The organism is Pseudomonas sp. RIT288, from assembly GCF_000631985.1.
In the GTDB taxonomy this organism is placed as follows: domain Bacteria; phylum Pseudomonadota; class Gammaproteobacteria; order Pseudomonadales; family Pseudomonadaceae; genus Aquipseudomonas.
In genome coordinates this window covers 115,304-139,425 of record NZ_JFYN01000001.1, presented here as the reverse complement: position 1 = coordinate 139,425, position 24,122 = coordinate 115,304, and the positions used below count along the sequence as shown (strand labels likewise).

The window sequence follows — 24,122 nt, the reverse complement described above, 5'->3', positions numbered from 1 at the left end:
TGCCCCGGTGAAAGCGCACTGCGGCGACTGGCTCTTGCACTGTAGCGACCTGTGCGCTTGAACGCCGACGCCAAACGGCGTATCAACGATCCACGCTCCCCTCCCTCTCGTTACCCGCGAATCGAGTGCGCACATGTCCCAGGATTTTTACTTTCTGCTGATGCCGGGGTTCTCGGCCATCGGCTTTATCTCTGCGATCGAGCCGCTGCGGGTGGCCAACCGCTTTCGCGGCGAGCTGTACCGCTGGCACGTGCTCAGCGCCGATGGTGGGGCGGTGCTGGCGAGCAATGGCATGTCGGTCAACGCCGACGCGGCGCTGGAACCGCTGAAGAAAGGTGCGACGTTGTTGGTGGTGGCCGGATTCGAACCGCTGAAGTTCGCCACGCCGCCCCTTGAACACTGGCTGCGACGGCTGGACAACGAAGGCGTGACCCTCGGCGCCATCGACACCGGCAGTTTCGTCCTCGCCGAAGCCGGCCTGCTCGACGGCCATCGCCTGACCCTGCACTGGGAAGCCATCGATGCGTTCAAGGAATCTTATCCACAGCTCAGCGTGACCCAGGAGCTGTTCGAGATTGACCGGCGGCGCATCACCTCGGCGGGCGGCACGGCGTCCATCGATCTGATGCTTGATCTGATCGCCCAGGCCCATGGTCCGCAACTGGCGATTCAGGTCAGTGAGCAATTCGTATTGGGGCGGATCCGACCGCGCAAGGACCACCAGCGCATGGAAGTCGCCACGCGCTACGGCATCAGCAACAAGAAGCTGGTGCAGGTGATTGGCGAGATGGAGCAACACAGCGAACCACCGCTGACCACGCTGCAACTGGCGGAATCGATCAAGGTCACGCGGCGGCAGCTGGAGCGCTTGTTTCGGCTGCATCTGAACGACACGCCAAGCAATTTCTATTTGCGCCTGCGATTGGAAAAGGCCCGGCAGCTGTTGCGCCAGACCGATATGAGCGTGCTCGAAGTCAGTATCGCCTGCGGGTTTGAATCGCCGTCGTATTTCACCCGCAGTTATCGAGCGAGGTTCGCTCGCTGTCCCCGCGAGGACCGGCGTACCGCCCAGGCCTGAAATCAAAAGATCGCAGCCTTCGGCAGCTCCTACAGGGAAGTGCATTCCAATGCAGGAGCTGCCGAAGGCTGCGATCTTTTGAACTTACTTCTTCACCAACGCCGAACACGCCGCTTTATAAGCCTCGTGCTGATACTTGTTCAACGTCCCCGGCAACTCGAAATTGTGCTTCTTGGCCTGCGCATTGATCGTCTGCGGCGACAACAGCGTCACCTCGCACCCGTCCAGCAACTGAAACACACCCTCGATCTTGAACGTGGTCGGCCCACCGGCAAACTCACCCTTCTTGCTGCGCTTCTTGATCGCAATCCGGTCAATCGAATGTTCGCGCACAAACGACGCAACCTGCGCCGCGAAGCGTTTGACGTTGGCCGCCTCGTCATCATCGTCGAGGGCGATTTTCTTGGTGTTCAGTGCAACGTGGCTCAAGGCCGAACCGTCGAGGGAGGCCACGGCGATGATCGCTTCGCTGCCTTTGATTTCGATGCCGCAGATGTTCATGGGAATTCCTTTGAATGAAGAGGGCAGCCTACAACTCAAGCTGATTGGCGGTGATGCCGAACGCTGCGGCAATTTTCTCCCGAGTTGCCTTGCGTGGCTTCGCTACCGTTTCCTGTTGAGCGAACGCCGGCTGGGAAATTCCCAGACGTTTCGCCACTTCTTCCTGAGTCAGATTCAGGTGTTCGCGCCAGGCACGGATAGGTGTCGCTCCGTCGACCATTCGACTGACCACCTCATGCGGGATCAGATCGGGCTGCAATTTCTGCGCAACGTATTGAGCGTAGGGAATGACTACGAAGGCGGGGTTGCCCTCGGCATCGTTGATGATTTGGATGTCGACAGATTGAGTCATGGCACTGGAAATATAAGTCTTTTATAAGATTTTCGAATCTTTACTTATATTTTCCAGTCGGCCAATCAACAACGTTTGTTGGCATGTTTCCGAACTTCCCGGATCACTCCTGCCCGATCGACTCCAAAAACTCCGATCGTTCGTCACTCATCCGTGCCACACAGTCATTCTGCGCAATCTTGAACGCCTTGCTGCCTTCGGTGGCGGGGAACGCTTCCACGGCGCAATCGGCGTCGCGGGTTTTCAGCCATTGTTGCTGGGCGGTTTTGAGTTTGGCGGTGATGTCGGCCAGTTGCGCGGCGTTTTTGCCGTAGGTGGCCTGCATGCGCTCGTTGAGGCTGGCGTAGTTGTCCTTGAGCAGGTCTTCGGCGGTGGTGCGGCTGTAGGTCGAGCATTCCAGGGTCTGGACGTCGTTTTCCACCGCGTCGCACGGGTTGTTGTCGGTCTCTTCGGCGGCGTGTACGCCGGTTGCAATCAGTGCCAGGGCCAGGAAGATCGATTTCATGGTGGTCGCCGCTCTAATCCAGTGGTGTATGCAAGATGCGCGAGATTCTGGCTCAAGCTGGCGGGCTTGAACAGGTAGCTGATCGGGGCGCCTGGCGACCCTTTGTCGCGGATTGACGCTTTCGGCAATTCCCCTGTCGTTTTTGCACCCGGTCGCCCCGGCACCGAGGCATATGCTGGCCCCAAAGCGCCGGCAGACGATTCGGCGCATGAATCGCCAATAAGGGGACGCCTGATGAGCCCAGCCGAATTACACGCCGACAGCATCGTTATCGACGGTCTGATCATTGCCAAATGGAACCGCGAGCTGTTCGAAGACATGCGCAAGGGCGGTCTGACGGCGGCCAACTGCACTGTGTCGGTGTGGGAAGGCTTTCAGGCGACCGTGAACAATATTGCCGCCAGCCAGAAGCTGATCCGCGAAAACAGCGACCTGGTGATGCCGGTGCGCACCACCGCCGACATTCGTCGCGCAAAGGAGCAGGGCAAGACCGGCATCCTCTTCGGCTTCCAGAACGCCCACGCGTTTGAAGACCAGATCGGCTATGTCGAGGTGTTCAAGCAGCTCGGCGTCGGCATCGTGCAGATGTGCTACAACACCCAGAATCTGGTCGGCACCGGTTGCTACGAGCGTGACGGCGGCCTGTCGGGCTTCGGTCGCGAAATCGTCGCCGAGATGAACCGCGTCGGCGTCATGTGCGACCTGTCCCACGTCGGCTCCAAGACGTCCGAAGAAGTCATCCTCGAATCGAAAAAACCGGTCTGCTATTCCCACTGCCTGCCGTCGGGTCTGAAAGAGCACCCACGCAACAAGTCCGATGAAGAACTGAAGTTCATTGCCGACCATGGCGGTTTTGTCGGCGTGACCATGTTCGCGCCGTTCCTCGCCAAAGGCATCGATTCGACCATCGACGATTACGCCGAAGCCATCGAATACACCATGAACATCGTCGGCGAAGACGCCATCGGCATCGGCACCGACTTCACCCAGGGGCACGGCCAGGACTTCTTCGAATACCTGACCCACGACAAGGGCTACGCCCGTCGTCTGACCAGCTTCGGCAAGATCATCAACCCGCTGGGCATCCGCACTGTCGGCGAGTTCCCGAACCTGACCGAAACCCTGCTCAAGCGCGGCCACTCCGAGCGTGTGGTGCGCAAGATCATGGGCGAAAACTGGGTCAACGTCCTCAAGGATGTCTGGGGCGAATAAGCCACCGCAATTCTGAATCCTTTCCCCCGGCCGTCCGCGCCGGGGGCAACAAACCGAATTTTCTGGAGTTAAGTTTCCATGGCCAAGATCGCCCCGCAATTACCAATCGAAGTCGACAGCGAAACCGGTGTCTGGACCTCCGACGCCCTGCCGATGCTCTACGTGCCACGCCACTTTTTCGTCAACAACCACATGGGCATCGAGGAGGTGCTGGGCGCTGAAGCCTATGCCGAAATCCTCTACAAGGCCGGCTACAAATCCGCCTGGCACTGGTGTGAAAAAGAAGCCGAATGCCATGGCCTGGAAGGCGTCGCGGTGTTCGAGCACTACATGAAGCGTCTGTCGCAACGCGGCTGGGGCCTGTTCAAGATTCAGGACATCGACCTCGACAAAGGCACCGCCAGCGTCAAGCTCGAACACTCGGCATTCGTCTACGTGTACGGCAAGGTCGGGCGCAAGGTCGACTACATGTTCACCGGCTGGTTTGCCGGCGCCATGGACCAAATTCTTGAGGCACGCGGCAGCAAGATTCGTACGGTTGCCGAGCAAGTCTACGGTGGCTCAGAAGAAGGCCACGACGACGGCCTGTTCACCGTCAAGCCGTTGTAAGTCGAGGAACCCGCCATGGCTTTCGAAGCAATGTTTCAGCCAATTCAAATTGGCAAACTGACCATCCGCAACCGCGTGCTCAGCACCGCGCACGCCGAGGTCTACGCGACAGACGGTGGCATGACCACCGAGCGCTACGTCAAATACTACGAAGAGAAAGCCAAGGGCGGGATTGGCCTGGCGATCTGCGGTGGCTCGTCGGTGGTCGCCATCGACAGTCCGCAGCAATGGTGGAGTTCGGTGAACCTGTCCACCGACCGGATCATTCCGCACTTCCAGAATCTGGCCGACGCCATGCACAAGCATGGCGCCAAGATCATGATCCAGATTACCCACATGGGCCGTCGCTCACGTTGGGATGGTTTCCACTGGCCGACCCTGATGTCGCCGTCGGGTATCCGTGAACCGGTGCACCGTGCCACCTGCAAGACGATCGAGCCGGAAGAGATCTGGCGGGTGATCGGCAACTACGCCCAGGCCGCGCGCCGCGCCAAGGCCGGTGGCCTGGACGGCGTCGAGCTGTCGGCCGTGCACCAGCACATGATCGACCAGTTCTGGAGTCCGCGCGTCAACAAGCGTACCGACGAATGGGGTGGCAGCTTCGAGGGCCGGATGAAATTCGGTCTGGAAGTGTTGAAAGCCGTGCGTGCCGAGGTCGGCGATGACTTCTGCGTGGGCATGCGTATCTGCGGTGACGAGTTCCACCCGGACGGTTTGTCCCATGAGGACATGAAGCAGATCGCCAAGTATTACGACGACACCGGCATGCTCGATTTCATCGGCGTGGTCGGTTCGGGTTGCGACACCCACAACACGCTGGCCAACGTGATTCCGAACATGAGCTATCCGCCGGAGCCCTTCCTGCACCTGGCGGCCGGGATCAAGGAAGTGGTCAAGGTGCCGGTGCTGCACGCGCAGAACATCAAGGACCCGAACCAGGCCACGCGCATCCTTGAAGGCGGTTACGTCGACATGGTCGGCATGACCCGCGCGCACATCGCCGACCCGCACCTGATCGCCAAGATCAAGATGGGCCAGATCGACCAGATCAAACAGTGCGTCGGCGCCAACTACTGCATCGACCGCCAGTATCAAGGTCTGGACGTGCTGTGCATCCAGAACGCCGCGACCTCCCGTGAATACATGGGCGTGCCGCACATCATCGAGAAGTCCACAGGCGTCAAACGCAAAGTGGTGATCGTTGGTGCCGGCCCGGCCGGGATGGAAGCAGCACGTGTCTCTGCCGAGCGTGGCCACGACGTGACCCTGTTCGAGAAGAAAGAATTCATCGGCGGGCAGATCACCACCGCGTCGAAAGCGCCGCAGCGTGACCAGATCGCCGGCATCACCCGCTGGTTCCAGCTGGAGCTGGCGCGGCTTAAAGTCGACCTGCGTCTGGGCACTGCGGCCGATGCGGCAACCATTATGGATCTGCGTCCGGACGTGGTGGTGCTGGCAGTCGGTGGGCATCCGTTCCTTGAGCAGAACGAACACTGGGGCGCCGCCGAAGGGTTGGTGGTCAGCAGCTGGGACGTGCTTGACGGCAAGGTCGCGCCGGGCAAGAACGTGCTGGTCTACGACACCATTTGCGAGTTCACCGGCATGTCGGTCGCCGACTTCCTCGCCGACAAGGGCAGCCAGGTCGAGATCGTCACCGACGACATCAAGCCGGGCGTGGCCATTGGTGGGACGTCGTTCCCGACCTACTACCGCAGCATGTACCCGAAAGAAGTGATCATGACCGGCGACATGATGCTGGAAAAGGTCTACCGCGAAGGCGACAAACTGGTGGCGGTGCTGGAGAACGAATACACCGGCGCCAAAGAGGAGCGGGTGGTCGATCAGGTGGTGGTGGAAAACGGCGTGCGTCCGGATGAGGAAATCTACTACGCGCTCAAAGAGGGTTCGCGCAACAAGGGTCAGATCGACGTCGAAGCGTTGTTCGCGATCCAGCCGCAACCTTCGCTGAGCAGCACCGGCGACGGCTACTTGCTGTTCCGCATCGGCGACTGCGTGGCGCAGCGTAATACCCATGCCGCCATCTACGACGCCCTGCGGCTCTGCAAGGATTTCTAACGGCATCACCACCATCACCTGTGGCGAGGGAGCTTGCTCCCGCTGGGCTGCGAAGCGGCCCCAAAAAACTGTAGTCGCGGTGTATCAGGAATATACCGGCGACTGTATTGGGAGCGCTGCGCACTCCAGCGGGAGCAAGCTCCCTCGCCACAGGTAGGTGCGTTGCTCTTGCCAGCGCACAAATGACCCCGAGGTCTTTGGGAGCTTCACCATGTTGAACACCCTTCTTCCAATCCTGTTGTTCGCAGCCCTGGCCCTTGCGGTGCTGGGTGCGTTGCGGCGGGTGGCCATGTGGCGTCGGGGCCGGGCCTCGAAGGTCGATCTGATCGGCGGCCTGTTCGCCATGCCCAAGCGCTACATGGTTGACTTGCACCACGTGGTGGCGCGGGACAAATACATCGCCAACACCCACGTCGCCACGGCCGGCGGTGCGGTGGCGTCGATCGTGCTGGCGATTCTGGTGCACGGTTTCGGCCTGCATAACCGCATCCTCGGCTATGCGCTGCTGTTGATGACGGCGGTGATGTTCGTCGGTGCGCTCTTTGTTTATCGGCGCCGGCTCAATCCGCCGGCACGGTTGTCGAAAGGCCCGTGGATGCGTCTGCCGAAAAGCCTGCTGGCGTTCTCCGCCTCGTTCTTTCTGGTGACCCTGCCGGTGGCCGGAATCCTCCCGGAGAACTTCGGCGGCTGGCTGCTGGCGGCGATTCTCGGGCTCGGCGTGCTGTGGGGCGTGTCGGAATTGTTCTTCGGCATGACCTGGGGCGGGCCGATGAAGCACGCCTTCGCCGGCGCCCTGCACCTGGCCTGGCACCGCCGCGCCGAGCGCTTTGGCGGCGGTCGGTCCACCGGTTTGAAACCGCTGGACCTGAATGATCCAAGCGCGCCGCTCGGCGTGGAAAAACCCAAGGATTTCACCTGGAACCAGTTGCTCGGTTTCGACGCCTGCGTGCAGTGCGGCAAGTGCGAAGCGGCGTGCCCGGCGTTCGCTGCCGGTCAGCCGCTGAACCCGAAGAAACTGATTCAGGACATGGTCGTCGGCCTCGCCGGCGGCACGGACGCGAAGTTTGCCGGTAGCCCGTACCCCGGCAAGCCAATTGGTGAGCACAGCGGCAACCCGCATCAACCGATCGTCAACGGTCTGGTCGATGCCGAGACCCTGTGGTCGTGCACCACCTGCCGCGCCTGCGTCGAGGAATGCCCGATGATGATCGAGCACGTCGACGCCATCGTCGACATGCGCCGCCATCTGACCCTGGAAAAAGGTGCGACCCCGAACAAGGGCGCCGAAGTCCTCGAGAACCTGATCGCCACCGACAACCCCGGCGGTTTCGCCCCGGGCGGGCGGATGAACTGGGCGGCGGATCTGAACCTCACGCTGCTCAGCGAGAAGAAATCCACCGACGTACTGTTCTGGGTCGGCGACGGTGCCTTCGACATGCGCAACCAGCGCACCCTGCGCGCGTTCGTCAAAGTGCTGAAAGCCGCAAAGGTCGACTTCGCGGTGCTCGGTCTCGAAGAGCGTGACAGCGGCGACGTAGCCCGGCGTCTCGGTGACGAAGCGACGTTCCAGTTGCTCGCCAAACGCAATATCCAGACCTTGGCCAAATACAGCTTCAACCGCATCGTCACCTGCGATCCGCACAGTTTCCATGTGTTGAAAAACGAGTACGGTGCTTTCGACGGCAACTACCTGGTGCAGCACCACAGCACCTACATGGCGGAAATCATTCAGGCCGGCGCGCTCAATCTCGGTCAGCACAAAGGCAACAGCGTGACCTACCACGACCCGTGCTACCTCGGCCGCTACAACGGCGAGTACGAGGCGCCGCGCGAAGTGCTGCGCGCCCTCGGCATCGAGGTCAAAGAGATGCAACGTTCCGGCTTCCGCTCACGCTGCTGCGGTGGCGGTGGCGGCGCGCCGATCACCGACATTCCGGGCAAGCAGCGGATTCCCGACATGCGCATGGACGACATCCGCGAGACCGGCGCCGAGCTGGTAGCCGTGGGTTGTCCACAGTGCACGGCGATGCTCGAAGGCGTGGTCGAACCGCGTCCGCTGATCAAGGACATCGCCGAACTGGTGGCCGATGCGCTGCTTGAAGATGCCGCGCCGAACAAGCCTGCCACCCCGGCCAAACGTGAACCTGCGGAGGCCCACTGATGAGCGACATTATCCGCCGCGACCCGCGCGCCGAATGGATTGCGCGTAACCGCCTGCACCCGTTGCACGCGGCGATGCAACCGGCCCAACACAGCTGGATGGGCCCCAATGGCGTCATCCGCAAGAACCTGCACGGCATCGGTTTCATCGGCCCCAACGGCATCAAGCGAATCGACCGCAGCGGCGCGCAACAGGGCGGGGCGGTCAAGCGCTCGGCCACGGTTGAAGTGCAATTGCCGCTGCATCAGGTGCCAGCCCCGGCGTTCTACATCAGCGTGGTGCCGGACATGGTCGGCGGCCGCCTGAGCAGCCACGACCGTGACCTGCTGGGCCTGGCTCATCAACTGGCCGGCAACGATGGTGCGGTGCTGGCGGTGGTGTTTGGCGAACACAAAGAGAGCGCCTTCGCCACGGCCGGCGTCGATCGTTTGCTGGTACTGGAGGGCGACCAATTCAGCGGTTATGCACCGGAGCAACGAGTGCAGGGCCTGCGGGCTGTGGATAACCAGTTCAATCCGCGCCACTGGCTGCTGCCGGACAGCCGCAGCGGTGGCGGTGAACTCGGTCGGCGTTTTGCCGCGGCACTGGGCGAACGTCCGGCAACGCGGGTATGGCAGGTCAAGGATCAGGAATGCATCGGTCGCGCCGGTGCGGGCCTGCAAGACCTGGCGCGACCGGTGGCACGTTTGATTCTGGCCGCAGCCGAATGCGCAGAACCGGTCAGCGAAACCCGTCATGAGGCACTGCCGGTGGAGTTATCCACAACGGTGGCGCGCAGCCTGTCGCGAATCGAGGATCTTGGCGCGGTAGCGGTGGACCCGGCGGCGATTCCGATGGCCGAAGCCGAGTTCATTTTCTCCGGCGGTAACGGGGTCAGGGACTGGGCGCTGTTCCACCAGACTGCTGCGGCGCTCGGCGCCACCGAAGGCGCCTCGCGGGTGGCGGTGGACGACGGCTTCATGGCGCGTGATCGGCAGGTCGGCGCGTCCGGCACCTGGGTCACCGCGCGGGTATACGTGGCTGTGGGTATCTCCGGGGCGATCCAGCACCTGCAGGGCATTGGCGCCTGCGACAAGGTGGTGGCGATCAACCTCGACCCCGGTTGCGACATGATCAAACGCGCCGATCTTTCGGTGATTGGCGAGAGCGCGGAAATTCTTCAGGCGTTGATCGCGGCGGTAGCGGCTTACCGCAACGAAGCCAAGCGCGATGCGGCTTAAGGAACGGGTTATGAGCACAAAGATCATCAGTCTGGTTTCCATCGGTGCCCACCCGACCTCGGGCCGGCCACGCCGCGCCGAACAGGATGCCCGCGCCGTGGAACTGGGCCTGCAACTGGCTGGGGATAACCTGCAAGTGCTGCATGCCGGGGACGTTGCGGAACCGGCGTTGCGCGCCTATCTGGGCATGGGACTGGAACAGCTGCATGTGCTGGAGCAACCTGCTGGCGCCGACGCCTTGCCGGCACTGACCGCGTATCTGCGCGATGCCGGCGCCCAGGTGGTGCTGACCGGCAGTCAGGCGGAAACCGGCGAAGGCTCGGGCATGTTGCCGTTTTTGCTGGCCGAAGGGCTGGGCTGGCCGCTGGTGGTGGGGCTGGCGCAGGTCGAGTCGATCACCGACGGTTCGGCGCTGGTGCTGCAAGCCTTGCCCCGTGGGCAGCGGCGGCGTCTGAAGGTGCGGTTGCCGTTTCTGGCGACTGTGGATAACGCCGCGCCCAAGCCACGGCAAAGTGCCTACGGCCCGGCCCGACGCGGTGTACTGAATGCCGAAGACGTCGAGGTGCTGGACGATGAACTGCTGGCCGTCTCCACGCTGCAACCGGCCAAGCCACGGCCGAAACGTTTGAAGGTGATCAAGGCCAAGAGCGGTGCGGACCGGATGAAGGCTGCCACGGCCAAGGCCAGCGGCGGCGGAGGGCAAGTGCTCAAGGGCGTCACCGCGCAGGCCGGTGCGGAAGCGATCCTCAAACTGCTGATCGAAGAAGGCGTCGTCCGCTGACTCCTGTAAGAGCTGTCGAGTGAAACGAGGCTGCGATCTTTTGATCTTTAAGATCAAGATCCAAAGATCGCAGCGTGCCGCAGCTCCTGCAGCAATGTGCAGATCGCCGATATTGTGGTGTTTACCCACAATCCCTGTTGGCGGATCTGTGGATAACGTGTTTGCCCATCCCTGCACCCCACGCCAATCAAGCCCTCCAGGCCTCAGCTCAAAAAACAACCAGCCTAAGTCACGGTTTTTTCGGCGTTTTTCTCCTGCATAACGCCAAGAGTTGCCCCCAATCTCTGTTGGCGCTTCTGTGGACAAGATGTTCGCTGTCCGCTACAAGCCTTATAAAACGTGGCTTGTAGAGATTTGATCAATAAATGATCGATTAAGCTTTTCAGGCCGATAATCCCTGTGCAAACCCCGATTTCACACAGCCCTCGACGCTTTTCCACAGCCACCGCAAAGTTACCCCCGAAGTCTGTTGGCGCTTCTGTGGATAACGTGTTCGCGATCCTCTACAGCCCATATGAAACGTGGCTTGCAGAGCCTTGATCAAAAAACATCCAATCACTCCCGAAAATCATCCTTCTGGATAAGTCACGGTTTTTCTTTATGAATCAGCCGGTTATTTTTCCATTCATCCACAGTTACCCCCGTTTGCTGTGGGTGGCTATGTGGATAACTTGTTCGTTGAACCGCATCGGCCCCGGCTGGCTTGGTCCAAGTGGCAATTGATCAGTTTTCATACAGTTCGATGTGTTCTGCACTGACTGCGAGCCCGGATGCTTGTCAGCGGATCAGCTTGGGCCCAGCGATGCTGTGTCTTGCCTGTCACGGGCACGCTTCGGGTATTGCACGGGTATGCGAAGGTACAGTTGCTGGGGGAGGATATTTTTGAGGAGTTTGTTGGGGAGGATGACAGTGTGAGGTGGTCATCGAAGTGAGGCGGTGAATGTTCTGACGCCATCGCGAGCAGGCTCGCCCCCATAGTTGGAACGCATTCCAAATGTGGGAGCGAGCCTGCTCGCGAAGCCTTTGCCTTTGATTTTAGCCTTGGACAGGTACGCCCTTGAGGTACGGCGCCGGTTCGGCGCCGAGGTTGCTCAGCATCCGCTCGCTGTACCAATCCACGAAGTTGACCACGCCAAACTCATAAGTCTTGGAGTACGGCCCTGGCTGATAGGCGGTGGAGTTGATCCCGCGCTGGTTCTCTTCGGCCAGACGCCGGTCCTGATCGTTGGTCGCGTCCCACACCTGGCGCATGCGTTCGACGTCGTAATCCACGCCTTCAACGGCGTCCTTGTGCACCAGCCATTTGGTGGTGACCATGGTTTCCTGGGCGCTGATCGGCCACACGGTGAAGACGATGATGTGGTCGCCCATGCAGTGGTTCCACGAGTGCGGCAGGTGCAGGATGCGCATCGAACCGAGGTCGGGGTTCTTGATCCGGCCCATCAGTTTGGCGCAGCCCTGTTTGCCGTCCAGGGTCATCGACACGGTGCCCTTGAGCAGCGGCATGCGCACGATGCGGTTGCGCAGGCCGAAACTGGCGTGGGCGTAAGGGATCTTCTCGGCTTCCCAGGCAGCGGCGGAGGCGGCGACGTGATCCTTGAACGCCTGATCGGCGCGCGGATCGGTGACGTCGTCCCATTCCAGCAGGGTCTTCAGCAGTTCCGGGTGCGACGCGTTGCAGTGGTAGCACTCGCGGTTGTTTTCCAGCACCAGTTTCCAGTTGGCCTTTTCCATCAAGGTGGTGGTGATCGCCACCTTGGTGTTCTCCATGTCGTACGGTTCCATGTAGTGGTTCAGTGTCGACAGGAAGTCATCGATGGCCGGCGGGTTTTCCGCCAGGCTGATGAAGATGTAGCCGCCGGCAGTCTTCACGTTCACCGGTTTGAGGCCGTACTGCTTCATGTCGAAGTCGGCGCCCATCTCGGTGCCGGCGAACAGCAGGCGACCGTCCAGCTCGTAGGTCCACTGGTGGTAGTGGCAGACCAGTTTGGCGACCTTGCCCTTTTCACTGGTGCACAGGCGCGAGCCACGGTGGCGGCAAACGTTATGGAAGGCATGCACCACACCGTCGGCGCCACGAATGACGATGATCGGGTTCTTGCCGACCTGCAGGGTCAGGTAGTTGCCCTTGGTCGGGATCTCGCAGGTCATGCCGGCGATCAACCATTCTTTCTGGAAGATCTCCTGCATATCGATATCGAACAGGCGCTCGTCGCTGTAGAACGGCTGTGGCAGCGAGAAAGTGCGCTCGCGCTCCTGCAGCATCTGTGCGGTGGCCTTGCGTGCGGGTTCCAGCGGATCGCCCAGGCTGATTTTTGCGGTGACGTCCATCGATGTATTCCTCAAGGCCATCTGCGTGGCCGCGAAAGTGGCTGATCAGGGTTGCTACGCAAGGTGTAAAGAATTCGTCTTGGTGTGAGGCGAGTGTGGGGCCGGCGCTGCCCGCAACCTTATCCATGGGCGACATGGTGCAATCTGTTCCCGACGCGCAACCCCCGGTGGTTGGGGGCTGGTCGCGATAAGTATGCCGATGTCGCGGATAGGTAAACGGACGGTTCACGCTATACGCAGAATCGCCACATGAAGGCCGACAGTCGGCCGTGGAGAACAGCATGTCCAACAGCTTCCTGAATCCGGTCACCACCCAGACCTGGGCCAATGGCCGACACATCGTCCGTTGCGTCAAAGTCATCCAGGAAACCTGGGACGTGCGCACCTTCTGTTTCATGGCCGACCAGCCGATCCTGTTCTTCTTCAAGCCCGGGCAGTTCGTGACCCTGGAGCTGGAGATCGACGGCCAGCCGATCATGCGCTCGTACACCATTTCCAGTTCGCCGTCGGTGCCTTACAGCTTCTCGGTGACCATCAAGCGGGTGCCGGGGGGCAAGGTCTCCAACTGGCTGCACGACACCCTGCATGAAGGGCAGGAGTTGGCGGTGCACGGGCCGGTCGGGCTGTTCAACGCCATTGATTTCCCGAGCCCGAAAGTGCTGTATCTCAGCGGCGGCGTGGGGATCACCCCGTGCATGTCGATGGCGCGCTGGTTCTACGACACCAACGCCAATGTCGACATGACCTTCATCCACAGCGCGCGCTCGCCAAAAGACATCATTTACCACCGCGAGCTGGAGCACATGGCGTCGCGGATCGACAACTTCAGCCTGCACCTGATCTGCGAGAAACACGGGCTGGGCGAGCCGTGGGCCGGCTATCGCGGCTACCTCAATCACAAGATGCTGGAACTGATGGTTCCCGACTTCCTCGAGCGTGAAGTGTTCTGCTGCGGCCCGACGCCGTACATGAACGCGGTCAAGCGTCTGCTCGAAGCCGCCGGCTACGACATGTCGCGTTATCACGAGGAATCCTTCGGCGCCACGCCGCCAGAGGCCCGCGCCGATGCGGTGGAACAGGCCGAGCAGGCTGCCGAGGCACCGGAAATCGATGCAGCGGACCTGCATCAGGTCGAATTCACCGCCTCCGGCAAGAGCATTCGCGTGGCCCCGGGCGAAACCGTGCACGCGGCGGCGGCCAAGCTTGGCCTGATGATTCCGAAAGCCTGCGGTATGGGGATCTGCGGGACGTGCAAGGTGATGAAGCTTGGGGGCGAGGTGGAGATGGAGCACAACGGCGGGATTACCGAGGACGACGAGGCGGAAGGGTTTATCTTGTCGTGCTGCAGCGTGCCTAAAGGTGACGTCAGAATCGAGTTCTGAGCCGGATCCCTGTAGGAGCTGCCGCAGGCTGCGATCTTTTGATCCTGATCTTAAAAACAAGATCAAAAGATCGCAGCCTTCGGCAGCTCCTACAGGGACGGTGTTTCAATCCACGAACAGGTCAGGCATCAGGGTTGCGTTGCTGTCCGGCTCGAAACGGTAATGGTCGAACTCGGTCACGCCGCTCTCGCGCAAAATCTCCTCATCAATCAACAGCCTGCCAGTGATCTGCCGTTGGCGGCTGCTCAGGATCACATGCGCCGCATCCGCCATGATCGCCGGCGTGCGCGCATGCTTGAATGACTCCCGGTTGCCCAGCTGAAATTCGATCGCCGCCGTGGCAATCATCGTCTGCGGCCACAGCGAATTGACGCTGATCCCGTAACTGGCGAATTCCTCGCTCATGCCCACGGTCAGCATGCTCATACCGTACTTGGTCACGGTGTAGGGGCTGTATTGGGCGAACCATTTGCTTGCCAGGTTCAGCGGCGGTGAGAGGTTGAGGATGTGTCCGGCGGATTTCTTCAGATAGGGCAGGGCGGCCTGGCTGCACAGCAGCACCGCGCGGGTGTTGATCTGGTGCATCAGGTCGAAACGCTTGAGTTCGATGTGCTGCACACCAGTGAGTTTGATCGCCCCGGCGTTATTGACCAGCGCATCGATGCCACCGAAATGCTCATTGGCCTGGGCCAGCGCACTGCGCACCGCCTCTTCATCACGCACGTCCAGTTGCAGCGCCAATGCCTTGCCGCCAGCGGCTTCGACTTCTGCGGCGACGCTGTAGATGGTGCCGGGCAGTTTGGGATGGGCTTCGGCGCTTTTGGCCGCAATCACGATATTGGCCCCGTCCTTCGCGGCCCGTAGCGCAATCTCACGCCCGATGCCACGGCTGGCGCCGGTGATGAACAGGGTTTTGCCTTGTAGCGACATGCCGATGCTCCTGCTTATTGTTATGTGAGCGGAGGCTCGACAGACAATGTAGACCAAGAGTCATCGCCATCCCTGTAGGAGCTGCCGCAGGCTGCGATCTTTTGATCTTGATCCTGAAAAACAGAATCAAAAGATCGCAGCCTGCGGCAGCTCCTACAGGGGAGGGGCGGAATCAGGCGGACATGACTTCGCGGATGTCGCGGGCCAGTTCGCGTACGCGTTCCTCTTCGGTGTCCCACGAGCACATGAAGCGTGCGCCGCCCTTGCCGATGAAGGTGTAGAAACGCCAGTTTTTCGCGGTCAGGGCGGCGATGGCCGGTTCCGAGAGTTGCAGGAATACGCCGTTGGCCTGCACCGGGAACATCAGTTCCACGCCCGGAATGTCGCTGACCAGCTCGGCCAGCAGTTGCGCGCAGTGGTTGGCGTGGCGAGCGTATTTGAGCCAGGCGTCGTTTTCGAGGATGCCGACCCACGGTGCCGAGAGGAAGCGCATTTTCGACGCCAGTTGACCGGCCTGTTTGCAGCGGTAATCGAAGTCTTCGGCCAGTTTGTGGTTGAAGAACAGGATCGCTTCACCCACCGCCATGCCGTTCTTGGTGCCGCCGAAGCACAGCACATCGACGCCGGCCTTCCAGGTCAGGTCGGCTGGCGAGCAGCCGAGGAACGCGCAGGCGTTGGAGAACCGCGCGCCGTCCATGTGCAGGTGCAGGCCCAGCTCTTTGCAGGTGGCGCTGATGGCGCGGACTTCTTCCGGGGTGTAGACGCTGCCGACTTCGGTGGCCTGAGTCAGGGTCACGACGCGCGGTTTCGGGTAATGGATGTCCTGGCGCTTGAGCGCGACTTCGCGGATCGACTGCGGGGTGATCTTGCCGTTTTCGGTGCCGGCGATCAGCAGTTTCGAGCCGTTGGAGAAAAATTCCGGCGCGCCGCATTCGTCGGTTTCGACGTGAGCGGTTTCCGAGCAGATCACGCTGTGGTAACTCTGGCACAGCGACGACAGCGCCAGCGAGTTGGCGGCGGTGCCGTTGAAGGCGAAAAACACTTCGCAATCGGTTTCGAACAACTTGCGGAAATGGTCGGCCGCGCGTGCGGTCCATTCATCGTCGCCATAAGCGCGCTGGTGGCCATGGTTGGCCTGTTCCATGGCGGCCCAGGCTTCAGGGCAGATACCGGAATAGTTGTCGCTGGCGAATTGTTGGCTCTTGTCGGTCATGGCCGGCTTCCGTGGTCGAGACTCTTGTGAAGGCTCGTGGTCAATGAGGGTGCGCACTTTACCGAAGATCTTCCGGGGAGCACACGGGATGTCGCTGTCAGAAAATTACCAGTTTGTTACCCGATTATGCACGTGACTAAACGCGACGGCGCGCTGGATCTGCTCAAGTGGCTGGCGCTGCTGAGCATGCTGCTCGATCACCTGCGATATGTCGGGATCAGCGCCGATTGGCTGTATGTGCCGGGGCGTCTGGCATTCCCGTGGTTCTGTCTGGCGATGGCGGCGAACCTGTGCCGGGCCGGTGCGCAGAAGACCGAGTGGCGCTATCTGGGCTGGCTGCTGCTGTTCAGTGCGGTCAGTGAGATTCCGTACCGTTTGTACATTCCTGATCCCGACACCTTGAACGTGATGCCTACGCTGGCACTGGGGTTGCTGGTGGCGCGGGGGTGGCAGGATCCCTCGATCATGTCGCGATTACCGGGTGTCGCTGCGTTGGTGCTGGCCGCTGTTTTTCCGGAGCGACTGATGTTCGGGTTCTTCGGCGTTCTGTTGCCGCTGGCGATGTTGCTGGTGTTTCGCCGTCCCTGGTATTTCAGCTTGGTGCCGGGATTGATTTGTCTCGCAGCGAATCAATGGCAAGTGCTTTACGACTCGGCAAGGTTCGGCAGTAGCGTTGCGGTCCTTGGCATTGCCACCTGTCTGTGTGCGCCAGTGCTGGGAATGTTCCTGTTGCGACATGTGCGACATCTCCAGCCACCGCCAATGCGGCGCTGGGCTTACGCCCTCTACCCCGCCCATTTCCTGCTGCTGCTCGCCATCCGGCAGTTGCTCGCATAACCCCTGTAGGAGCTGCCGAAGGCTGCGATCTTTTGGCTTTGATTTTCAAGATCAAAAGATCGCAGCCTTCGGCAGCTCCTACAGGGGAAGGCATTCTCCGAGTCATTTCCCGCCATGTCGTAAACGCACCTTTGCGTGGCGTCCGCAGGCATTTGAGCTGTCTGCGCCGGTCATACCATCGGCATCAAAGGGCACTGCCTTCATTGCCAGTGCCTTACCGAGACGAATGGCGCACAGATGCCGCTGGGAGAGACGCGATGTTCAGCAAGCAAGACCAGATCCAGGGTTACGACGATGCACTGCTGGTGGCGATGAATGCCGAGGAGCAACGTCAGGAAGATCACATCGAGCTGATCGCGTCGGAGAACTACACCAGCAAACGCGTGATGCAAGCGCAGGGCAGCGGCCTGACCAACAAATACGCCGAAGGTTATCCGGGCAAGCGCTACTACGGCGGCTGCGAGCATGTGGATAAAGTCGAAGCGCTGGCCATCGAGCGCGCCAAGCAGCTGTTCGGCGCCGATTACGCCAACGTCCAGCCACACTCCGGTTCCTCGGCCAACAGCGCCGTGTACCTGGCGCTGATCCAGCCGGGCGACACCATTCTCGGCATGAGCCTGGCCCACGGCGGTCACCTGACCCACGGTGCGAAAGTGTCGTCCTCGGGCAAGCTCTACAACGCGGTGCAGTACGGCATCAATACCGATACCGGGTTGATCGATTACGACGAAGTCGAGCGTCTGGCCGTCGAGTGCAAGCCGAAGATGATCGTTGCCGGTTTCTCCGCCTACTCCAAGACCCTGGATTTCCCGCGTTTCCGTCAGATCGCCGACAAGGTCGGTGCGCTGCTGTTCGTCGACATGGCCCACGTCGCCGGTCTGGTCGCTGCTGGCCTGTACCCGAATCCGCTGCCGTACGCCGACGTGGTCACCACCACCACGCACAAGACCCTGCGCGGTCCGCGTGGCGGGCTGATCCTGGCCAAGTCCAACGAAGAGATCGAGAAGAAGCTCAACGCCGCGGTATTCCCCGGTGCCCAGGGCGGCCCGCTGATGCACGTCATCGCCGGTAAAGCGGTGTGCTTCAAGGAAGCGCTGGAGCCCGGCTTCAAGGCCTATCAGCAGCAAGTGATCGACAACGCTCAGGCGATGGCCAGCGTGTTTATCAAACGTGGCTACGATGTAGTGTCTGGCGGTACCGACAACCACCTGTTCCTGGTCAGCCTGATCCGTCAGGGGCTGACCGGCAAAGATGCTGACGCTGCCCTTGGCCGCGCACACATTACCGTCAACAAGAACGCCGTGCCGAACGACCCGCAGTCGCCGTTCGTGACCTCGGGCCTGCGCATCGGCACCCCGGCCGTCACCACGCGTGGCTTCAAGGTCGCCCAGTGCGAAGTGCTGGCCGGCTGGATCTGCGACATCCTCGACAACCTCGGTGACGCCGACGTTGAAGCGAATGTGGCCAAGAACGTCGCGGCACTGTGCGCCGACTACCCGGTTTATCGCTGAGCGGTTTGGAGTAAATGACTATGCAACGCTATTCGGGCTTCGGCCTCTTCAAACACTCCCTCAGCCACCACGAGAACTGGCAGCGCATGTGGCGCACGCCGACGCCGAAGAAGGTCTACGACGTGGTCATCGTTGGCGGCGGCGGGCACGGTCTGGCGACCGCCTACTATCTGGCGAAAGAGCACGGCATCACCAACGTGGCCGTGGTCGAAAAGGGCTGGCTGGGCGGCGGCAACACCGCGCGCAACACCACCATCGTGCGTTCCAACTACCTGTGGGACGAGTCGGCGCACCTGTACGAACACGCGATGAAATTGTGGGAAGGCCTGTCGCAGGACCTGAACTACAACGTGATGTTCTCCCAGCGCGGCGTTTACAACCTGTGCCACACCCTGCAGGACATCCGTGATTCCGAGCGTCGGGTCAGCGCCAACCGCCTCAATGGCGTCGACGGCGAACTGCTCAATGCCAAGCAAGTGGCGGACGAGATTCCTTACCTCGACTGCTCGAAAAACACCCGCTACCCGGTGATGGGCGCGACCGTTCAGCGTCGTGGTGGCGTCGCCCGTCACGATGCCGTGGCCTGGGGCTTTGCCCGTGCCGCCGATGCCTTGGGCGTGGACCTGATCCAGCAGACCGAAGTCATCGGTTTCCGCAAGGAAAACGGCGTGTGCATCGGCGTTGAGACCAACAAGGGTTTCATCGGCGCCAAGCGTGTCGGTGTGGTCACCGCCGGTAACTCCGGGCACATGGCCAAGCTCGCCGGTTTCCGTCTGCCGATCGAATCTCACCCGCTGCAAGCGCTGGTGTCCGAGCCGATCAAACCGATTATCGACAGCGTGATCATGTCCAACGCCGTGCACGGTTACATCAGCCAGTCGGACAAGGGCGACCTGGTGATCGGCGCCGGTATCGACGGCTACAACGGCTACGGCCAGCGCGGTTCGTACCCGGTGATCGAGCACACCATCCAGGCCATCGTCGAGATGTTCCCGGTGCTGTCGCGGGTGCGCATGAACCGCCAGTGGGGCGGCATCGTCGACACCACGCCGGACGCTTGCCCGATCATTTCGAAAACCCCGGTACCGAACATGTTCTTCAACTGCGGTTGGGGCACCGGTGGCTTCAAGGCAACTCCTGGCTCGGGCAACGTGTTTGCCGCGAGTCTGGCCAAGGGTGAAATGCACCCATTGGCTGCACCTTTCTCCATCGACCGTTTCCACAACGGTGCGTTGATCGATGAACACGGCGCTGCTGCGGTTGCCCACTAACAGGAGAAATCCCCATGTTGCATATCTTCTGTCCTCACTGCGGCGAACTGCGCTCCGAAGAGGAATTCCATGCATCCGGCCAGGCGCACATCCCGCGCCCACTGGATCCGAACGCCTGCACCGATGAAGAGTGGGGCGACTACATGTTCTTCCGCGACAACCCGCGTGGTCTGCACCACGAACTGTGGGATCACGTCGCCGGTTGCCGCCAGTACTTCAACGTCACCCGCGACACCGTGACCTACGAGATTCTCGAAACCTACAAGATCGGCACCAAGCCGCAATTCACCGACAAGGCTGATTCGGCGAAAACAGCCACGACGGCGCTGGGAGAGAAGGTATGAGCCAGACCAATCGCCTGTCCAACGGTGGACGGATCGACCGCAACAAAGTGCTGAGCTTTACCTTCAACGGTCAGAGCTACAAAGGCTTCGAGGGCGACTCGCTGGCCTCGGCGCTTATCGCCAACGGCGTCGACATCATCGGCCGCAGCTTCAAGTATTCGCGTCCTCGCGGGATCTTCGCCGCCGGTGCCGAAGAGCCGAACGCCGTGCTGCAGATCGGTGCCACCGAAGCCACGCAAATCCCCAACGTGCGCGCCACGCAACAGGCGCTGTACCAAGGCCTGGTCGCCACCAGCACCAACGGCTGGCCGAGCGTCAACAACGACATGATGGGGATTCTCGGCAAGGTCGGCGGCAAGCTGATGCCGCCGGGTTTCTACTACAAAACCTTCATGTACCCGCAATCGTTCTGGATGACGTACGAGAAGTACATTCGCAAGGCTGCCGGCCTGGGCCGTTCGCCGACCGAAGTCGATCCGGACACCTACGACTACATGAACCAGCACTGCGACGTGCTGATCGTCGGCGCCGGCCCTGCTGGTCTGGCGGCTGCCCTGGCGGCTGCGCGCAGCGGTGCGCGGGTGATCCTCGCTGATGAGCAGGAAGAGTTCGGCGGCAGCTTGCTCGACTCCCGCGAAAGCCTCGACGGCAAACCGGCGATCGAATGGGTGGCCAGCGTCATTGCTGAACTGAAGAACACCCCGGACGTGCTGCTGTTGCCGCGCGCCACGGTCAACGGTTACCACGACCACAACTTCCTGACCATTCACGAACGCCTCACCGATCACCTCGGCGACCGCGCGCCAATCGGTCAGGTGCGTCAGCGCATCCACCGCGTCCGCGCCAAGCGTGTGGTGCTGGCGACCGGCGCCCACGAGCGTCCGCTGGTCTACGGCAACAACGACGTGCCGGGCAACATGCTCGCCGGTGCGGTCTCGACTTACGTGCGCCGTTACGGTGTGGCACCGGGCAAGAAGCTGGTGCTGACCACCAACAACGATCACGCCTATCGCGTGGCGCTGGACTGGCTCGACGCCAGCCTGCAAGTGGTGGCCATCGCCGATGCGCGCAGCAATCCGCGTGGTGCGCTGGTGGAAGAAGCCCGCGCCAAAGGCATTCGCATCCTCACCGGCAGCGCCGTGATCGAGGCCCGTGGCAGCAAGCGCGTCACCGCTGCCCGCGTTGCCGCGATTGACGTCAAAGCGCACACCGTGACCAGCCCGGGCGAATGGCTCGACTGCGACGTGATCGCCAGTTCCGGCGGTTACAGCCCGGTGGTGCACCTGGCTTCGCACCTCGGTGGCAAGCCGATCTGGCGCGAAGACATCCTCGGTTTCGTACCGGGCGAAGCACCGCAGAAACGTGTGTGCGTCGGTGGCATAAACGGCGTTTATGGCCTCGGAGATTCGCTGGCCGATGGTTTCGAAGGTGGCGCACGCGCTGCCAGTGAAGCCGGGTTCGCGGTGGTCGAAGGCACGTTGCCCAAGGCCCTGAGCCGTCTCGAAGAAGCGACCCTGGCGCTGTTCCAGGTGCCACACGAGAAGGGCACCTCGCGTGCGCCGAAGCAATTCGTCGACCTGCAGAACGATGTCACCGCCGCCGCCATCGAACTGGCGACCCGCGAAGGTTTCGAGTCGGTCGAGCACGTCAAACGCTACACCGCGCTGGGTTTCGGCACCGATCAGGGCAAGCTCGGCAACGTCAACGGTCTGGCCATCGCCGCGCGTTCGCTGAACGTGACCATCCCGCAGATGGGCACCACGATGTTCCGTCCCAATTACACGCCGGTAACGTTCGGCGCGGTAGCCGGTCGTCACTGCGGGCACATCTTCGAGCCGGTGCGCTACACCGCGCTGCATCAATGGCACCTGAAAAACGGCGCCGAGTTTGAAGACGTCGGCCAGTGGAAACGTCCATGGTACTTCCCGAAAAACGGTGAAGACATGCACGCTGCGGTGAAGCGTGAATGCAAAGCCGTGCGCGACAGCGTCGGCCTGCTCGACGCCTCGACCCTGGGCAAGATCGACATTCAAGGCCCGGATGCCCGCGAGTTCCTCAACCGCGTGTACACCAACGCCTGGACCAAGCTCGACGTGGGCAAGGCGCGCTACGGTTTGATGTGCAAAGAAGACGGCATGGTCTTCGACGACGGCGTGACGGCTTGCCTGGCGGACAACCATTTCGTCATGACCACCACCACTGGCGGCGCGGCTCGTGTACTGCAGTGGCTGGAGCTGTACCACCAGACCGAATGGCCGGAGATGAAGGTCTACTTCACCTCGGTCACCGACCACTGGGCGACCATGACCCTGTCCGGGCCGAACAGCCGCAAGCTGCTCAGCGCCGTGACCGATATCGACCTGAGCAACGAAGCCTTCCCGTTCATGACCTGGAAAGAAGGTCTGGTCGGCGACGTGCCGGCGCGGGTGTTCCGTATCTCGTTCACTGGTGAGCTGTCGTACGAAGTCAACGTCCAGGCCGACTACGCGATGGGTGTGCTGGAGAAAATTGTCGAGGCCGGCAAGCAGTACAACCTGACGCCGTACGGCACTGAAACCATGCACGTCCTGCGTGCCGAGAAAGGTTTCATCATCGTCGGCCAGGACACCGACGGCTCGATGACCCCGGACGATCTGAACATGGGCTGGTGCGTCGGTCGCACCAAACCGTTCTCGTGGATCGGTCAGCGCGGCATGAACCGTGAAGACTGCGTGAAGGATCAGCGCAAGCAACTGGTCGGCCTGAAGCCGATCGATCCGAACGTCTGGCTGCCGGAAGGTGCGCAACTGGTGTTCAACACCAAGCAGGCGATCCCGATGACCATGGTCGGCCACGTGACTTCCAGCTACGCGCACAACTCCCTCGGTTACTCGTTTGCCATGGGCGTGGTCAAGGGCGGTCTGAAGCGTCTCGGTGAGCGAGTGTTTGCGCCGCTGGCCGATGGCAGCGTGATCGAGGCGGAGATTGTTTCCTCGGTGTTCTTCGATCCGAAGGGGGATCGGCAGAACATTTGATGGTTCGGCTCCTGTGGAGTGCAGTCGCACCGCGGTGACTTCATCGCGAGCAGGCTCACTCCTACAGGTGATCGCGTACCCCTTGTAGGAGTGAGCCTGCTCGCGATAGCGGTAGATCTGCTTGCAAAGGGTTCAAGTCAGAATTCAGGAAGGTGCTTTATGACCACAGCCAATGTTTACCAGCAACGCCCGACCACCGGGGCCAAGGCCGAGTCGTCGTTGCACCATGCCGACCTCGCCAGCCTGGTCGGCAAGGGTCGCAAGAACGCCGGCGTCATCGTGCGTGAAAAGAAACTCCTCGGTCACCTGACCATTCGTGGCGATGGCCACGATGCAGCGTTCGCCGCCGGCGTGCACAAGGCCCTCGGCATTGAGTTGCCCGGCGCCCTGAGCGTGATTGTCAAAGGCGAAACCAGCCTGCAATGGATGGGCCCGGACGAGTGGCTGCTGATCGTGCCAAGCGGTGAAGAATTCGCCGCCGAGCAGAAGCTGCGCGAAGCGCTGGGCGATCTGCACATCGCGATCGTCAACGTCAGCGGCGGCCAGCAAGTGCTCGAACTGAGCGGGCCAAACGTGCGTCAGGTGCTGATGAAGTCCACCAGCTACGACGTGCACCCGAACAACTTCCCGGTCGGCAAGGCTGTCGGCACGGTGTTCGCCAAGTCGCAGCTGATGATTCGCCACACCGCCGAAGACACCTGGGAACTGCTGATCCGCCGCAGCTTCTCGGATTACTGGTGGTTGTGGTTGCAGGATGCTTCGGCCGAGTACGGCCTCAGCGTTCAGGCGTAACA

The 24,122-nt window shown here is 61.3% G+C and carries 20 protein-coding genes; 14 read left to right on the top strand and 6 right to left on the bottom strand.

The features are described 5' to 3' along the window. The first annotated feature begins 133 nt into the window (after positions 1–133). Positions 134–1,078, top strand: a complete 945-nt coding sequence (locus BW33_RS00610; protein WP_047596502.1) for a GlxA family transcriptional regulator — start codon at positions 134–136, stop codon at positions 1,076–1,078. 84 nt (positions 1,079–1,162) lie between these two features. Here the strand turns inward: BW33_RS00610 and BW33_RS00605 are convergent, their stop codons facing one another. The 3 genes from BW33_RS00605 to BW33_RS00595 form a co-directional block, all read right to left on the bottom strand. Next, positions 1,163–1,579, bottom strand: a complete 417-nt coding sequence (locus BW33_RS00605) for a DUF3010 family protein (protein ID WP_003228983.1) — start codon at positions 1,577–1,579, stop codon at positions 1,163–1,165. A gap of 28 nt (positions 1,580–1,607) precedes the next feature. Continuing rightward, positions 1,608–1,931, bottom strand: a complete 324-nt coding sequence (locus BW33_RS00600) for a helix-turn-helix domain-containing protein (protein ID WP_047596501.1) — start codon at positions 1,929–1,931, stop codon at positions 1,608–1,610. Between the two features lie 103 nt (positions 1,932–2,034). Then, positions 2,035–2,436, bottom strand: a complete 402-nt coding sequence (locus tag BW33_RS00595) for a lysozyme inhibitor LprI family protein (protein ID WP_047596500.1) — start codon at positions 2,434–2,436, stop codon at positions 2,035–2,037. Between the two features lie 234 nt (positions 2,437–2,670). Here BW33_RS00595 and BW33_RS00590 point away from each other — a divergent pair, with 234 nt between their 5' ends. The 6 genes from BW33_RS00590 (at position 2,671) to etfB (ending at position 10,495) form a co-directional block, all read left to right on the top strand. Further along, the gene (locus BW33_RS00590) at positions 2,671–3,648 is read left to right on the top strand and encodes a dipeptidase (RefSeq protein WP_027610650.1); all 978 of its coding nucleotides are present in this window, start codon (positions 2,671–2,673) and stop codon (positions 3,646–3,648) included. Between the two features lie 78 nt (positions 3,649–3,726). After that, positions 3,727–4,257 carry a DUF5943 domain-containing protein gene (locus tag BW33_RS00585; protein ID WP_008083165.1) on the top strand — a complete coding sequence of 177 codons (531 nt, stop codon included), beginning with the start codon at positions 3,727–3,729 and terminating at the stop codon, positions 4,255–4,257. Positions 4,258–4,272: 15 nt separating this feature from the next. Continuing rightward, on the top strand, positions 4,273–6,333 hold the full coding sequence (dgcA, locus tag BW33_RS00580) for a dimethylglycine demethylation protein DgcA (protein ID WP_047596497.1): 2,061 nt from the start codon (positions 4,273–4,275) through the stop codon (positions 6,331–6,333). A 211-nt stretch (positions 6,334–6,544) separates the two neighbouring features. After that, a complete protein-coding gene (gene dgcB / locus BW33_RS00575) occupies positions 6,545–8,494 on the top strand; it encodes a dimethylglycine demethylation protein DgcB (protein ID WP_047596496.1) in 1,950 nt (649 codons plus the stop codon). Continuing rightward, positions 8,494–9,714 (top strand): electron transfer flavoprotein subunit alpha, encoded by a 1,221-nt coding sequence (gene etfA / locus BW33_RS00570; RefSeq protein WP_047596495.1) that lies wholly within the window; start codon positions 8,494–8,496, stop codon positions 9,712–9,714. Before dgcB ends, etfA begins: the two co-directional genes overlap by 1 nt. A gap of 10 nt (positions 9,715–9,724) precedes the next feature. Continuing rightward, positions 9,725–10,495: an electron transfer flavoprotein subunit beta gene (gene etfB / locus BW33_RS00565; RefSeq protein ID WP_047596494.1), complete on the top strand. Its 771-nt coding sequence runs from the start codon at positions 9,725–9,727 to the stop codon at positions 10,493–10,495. Positions 10,496–11,530: 1,035 nt separating this feature from the next. On the opposite strand, the gene gbcA is transcribed toward etfB, so the two are convergent. Then, a complete protein-coding gene (gene gbcA, locus BW33_RS00560) occupies positions 11,531–12,826 on the bottom strand; it encodes a glycine-betaine demethylase subunit GbcA (RefSeq protein WP_047596493.1) in 1,296 nt (431 codons plus the stop codon). A gap of 281 nt (positions 12,827–13,107) precedes the next feature. Here gbcA and gbcB point away from each other — a divergent pair, with 281 nt between their 5' ends. Next, the gene (gbcB, locus tag BW33_RS00555) at positions 13,108–14,208 is read left to right on the top strand and encodes a glycine-betaine demethylase subunit GbcB (protein WP_047596492.1); all 1,101 of its coding nucleotides are present in this window, start codon (positions 13,108–13,110) and stop codon (positions 14,206–14,208) included. A 105-nt stretch (positions 14,209–14,313) separates the two neighbouring features. Here gbcB and BW33_RS00550 read toward each other — a convergent pair whose 3' ends face one another. Further along, positions 14,314–15,138, bottom strand: a complete 825-nt coding sequence (locus BW33_RS00550) for an SDR family oxidoreductase (protein WP_047596490.1) — start codon at positions 15,136–15,138, stop codon at positions 14,314–14,316. A gap of 172 nt (positions 15,139–15,310) precedes the next feature. After that, positions 15,311–16,351 (bottom strand): threonine aldolase family protein, encoded by a 1,041-nt coding sequence (locus BW33_RS00545; RefSeq protein WP_016772826.1) that lies wholly within the window; start codon positions 16,349–16,351, stop codon positions 15,311–15,313. 126 nt (positions 16,352–16,477) lie between these two features. Between BW33_RS00545 and BW33_RS00540 the strand changes: the two genes are divergently transcribed. From BW33_RS00540 to BW33_RS00515, 6 genes are all read left to right on the top strand, one after another. After that, positions 16,478–17,188 (top strand): TraX family protein, encoded by a 711-nt coding sequence (locus BW33_RS00540; protein WP_047596489.1) that lies wholly within the window; start codon positions 16,478–16,480, stop codon positions 17,186–17,188. 257 nt (positions 17,189–17,445) lie between these two features. Beyond that, on the top strand, positions 17,446–18,699 hold the full coding sequence (locus BW33_RS00535) for a serine hydroxymethyltransferase (RefSeq protein WP_047596488.1): 1,254 nt from the start codon (positions 17,446–17,448) through the stop codon (positions 18,697–18,699). Between the two features lie 20 nt (positions 18,700–18,719). Then, positions 18,720–19,970: a sarcosine oxidase subunit beta gene (locus BW33_RS00530; protein ID WP_003206307.1), complete on the top strand. Its 1,251-nt coding sequence runs from the start codon at positions 18,720–18,722 to the stop codon at positions 19,968–19,970. Between the two features lie 14 nt (positions 19,971–19,984). Further along, the gene (locus BW33_RS00525) at positions 19,985–20,314 is read left to right on the top strand and encodes a sarcosine oxidase subunit delta (RefSeq protein ID WP_047596487.1); all 330 of its coding nucleotides are present in this window, start codon (positions 19,985–19,987) and stop codon (positions 20,312–20,314) included. Then, complete coding sequence (locus tag BW33_RS00520; protein ID WP_047596486.1) at positions 20,311–23,328, top strand: sarcosine oxidase subunit alpha; 3,018 nt, start codon at positions 20,311–20,313, stop codon at positions 23,326–23,328. The genes BW33_RS00525 and BW33_RS00520 overlap by 4 nt, the downstream gene beginning before the upstream one ends. Positions 23,329–23,487: 159 nt before the next feature. Then, on the top strand, positions 23,488–24,120 hold the full coding sequence (locus BW33_RS00515; protein ID WP_008086919.1) for a sarcosine oxidase subunit gamma: 633 nt from the start codon (positions 23,488–23,490) through the stop codon (positions 24,118–24,120). The last annotated feature ends 2 nt before the right edge of the window (positions 24,121–24,122 follow it).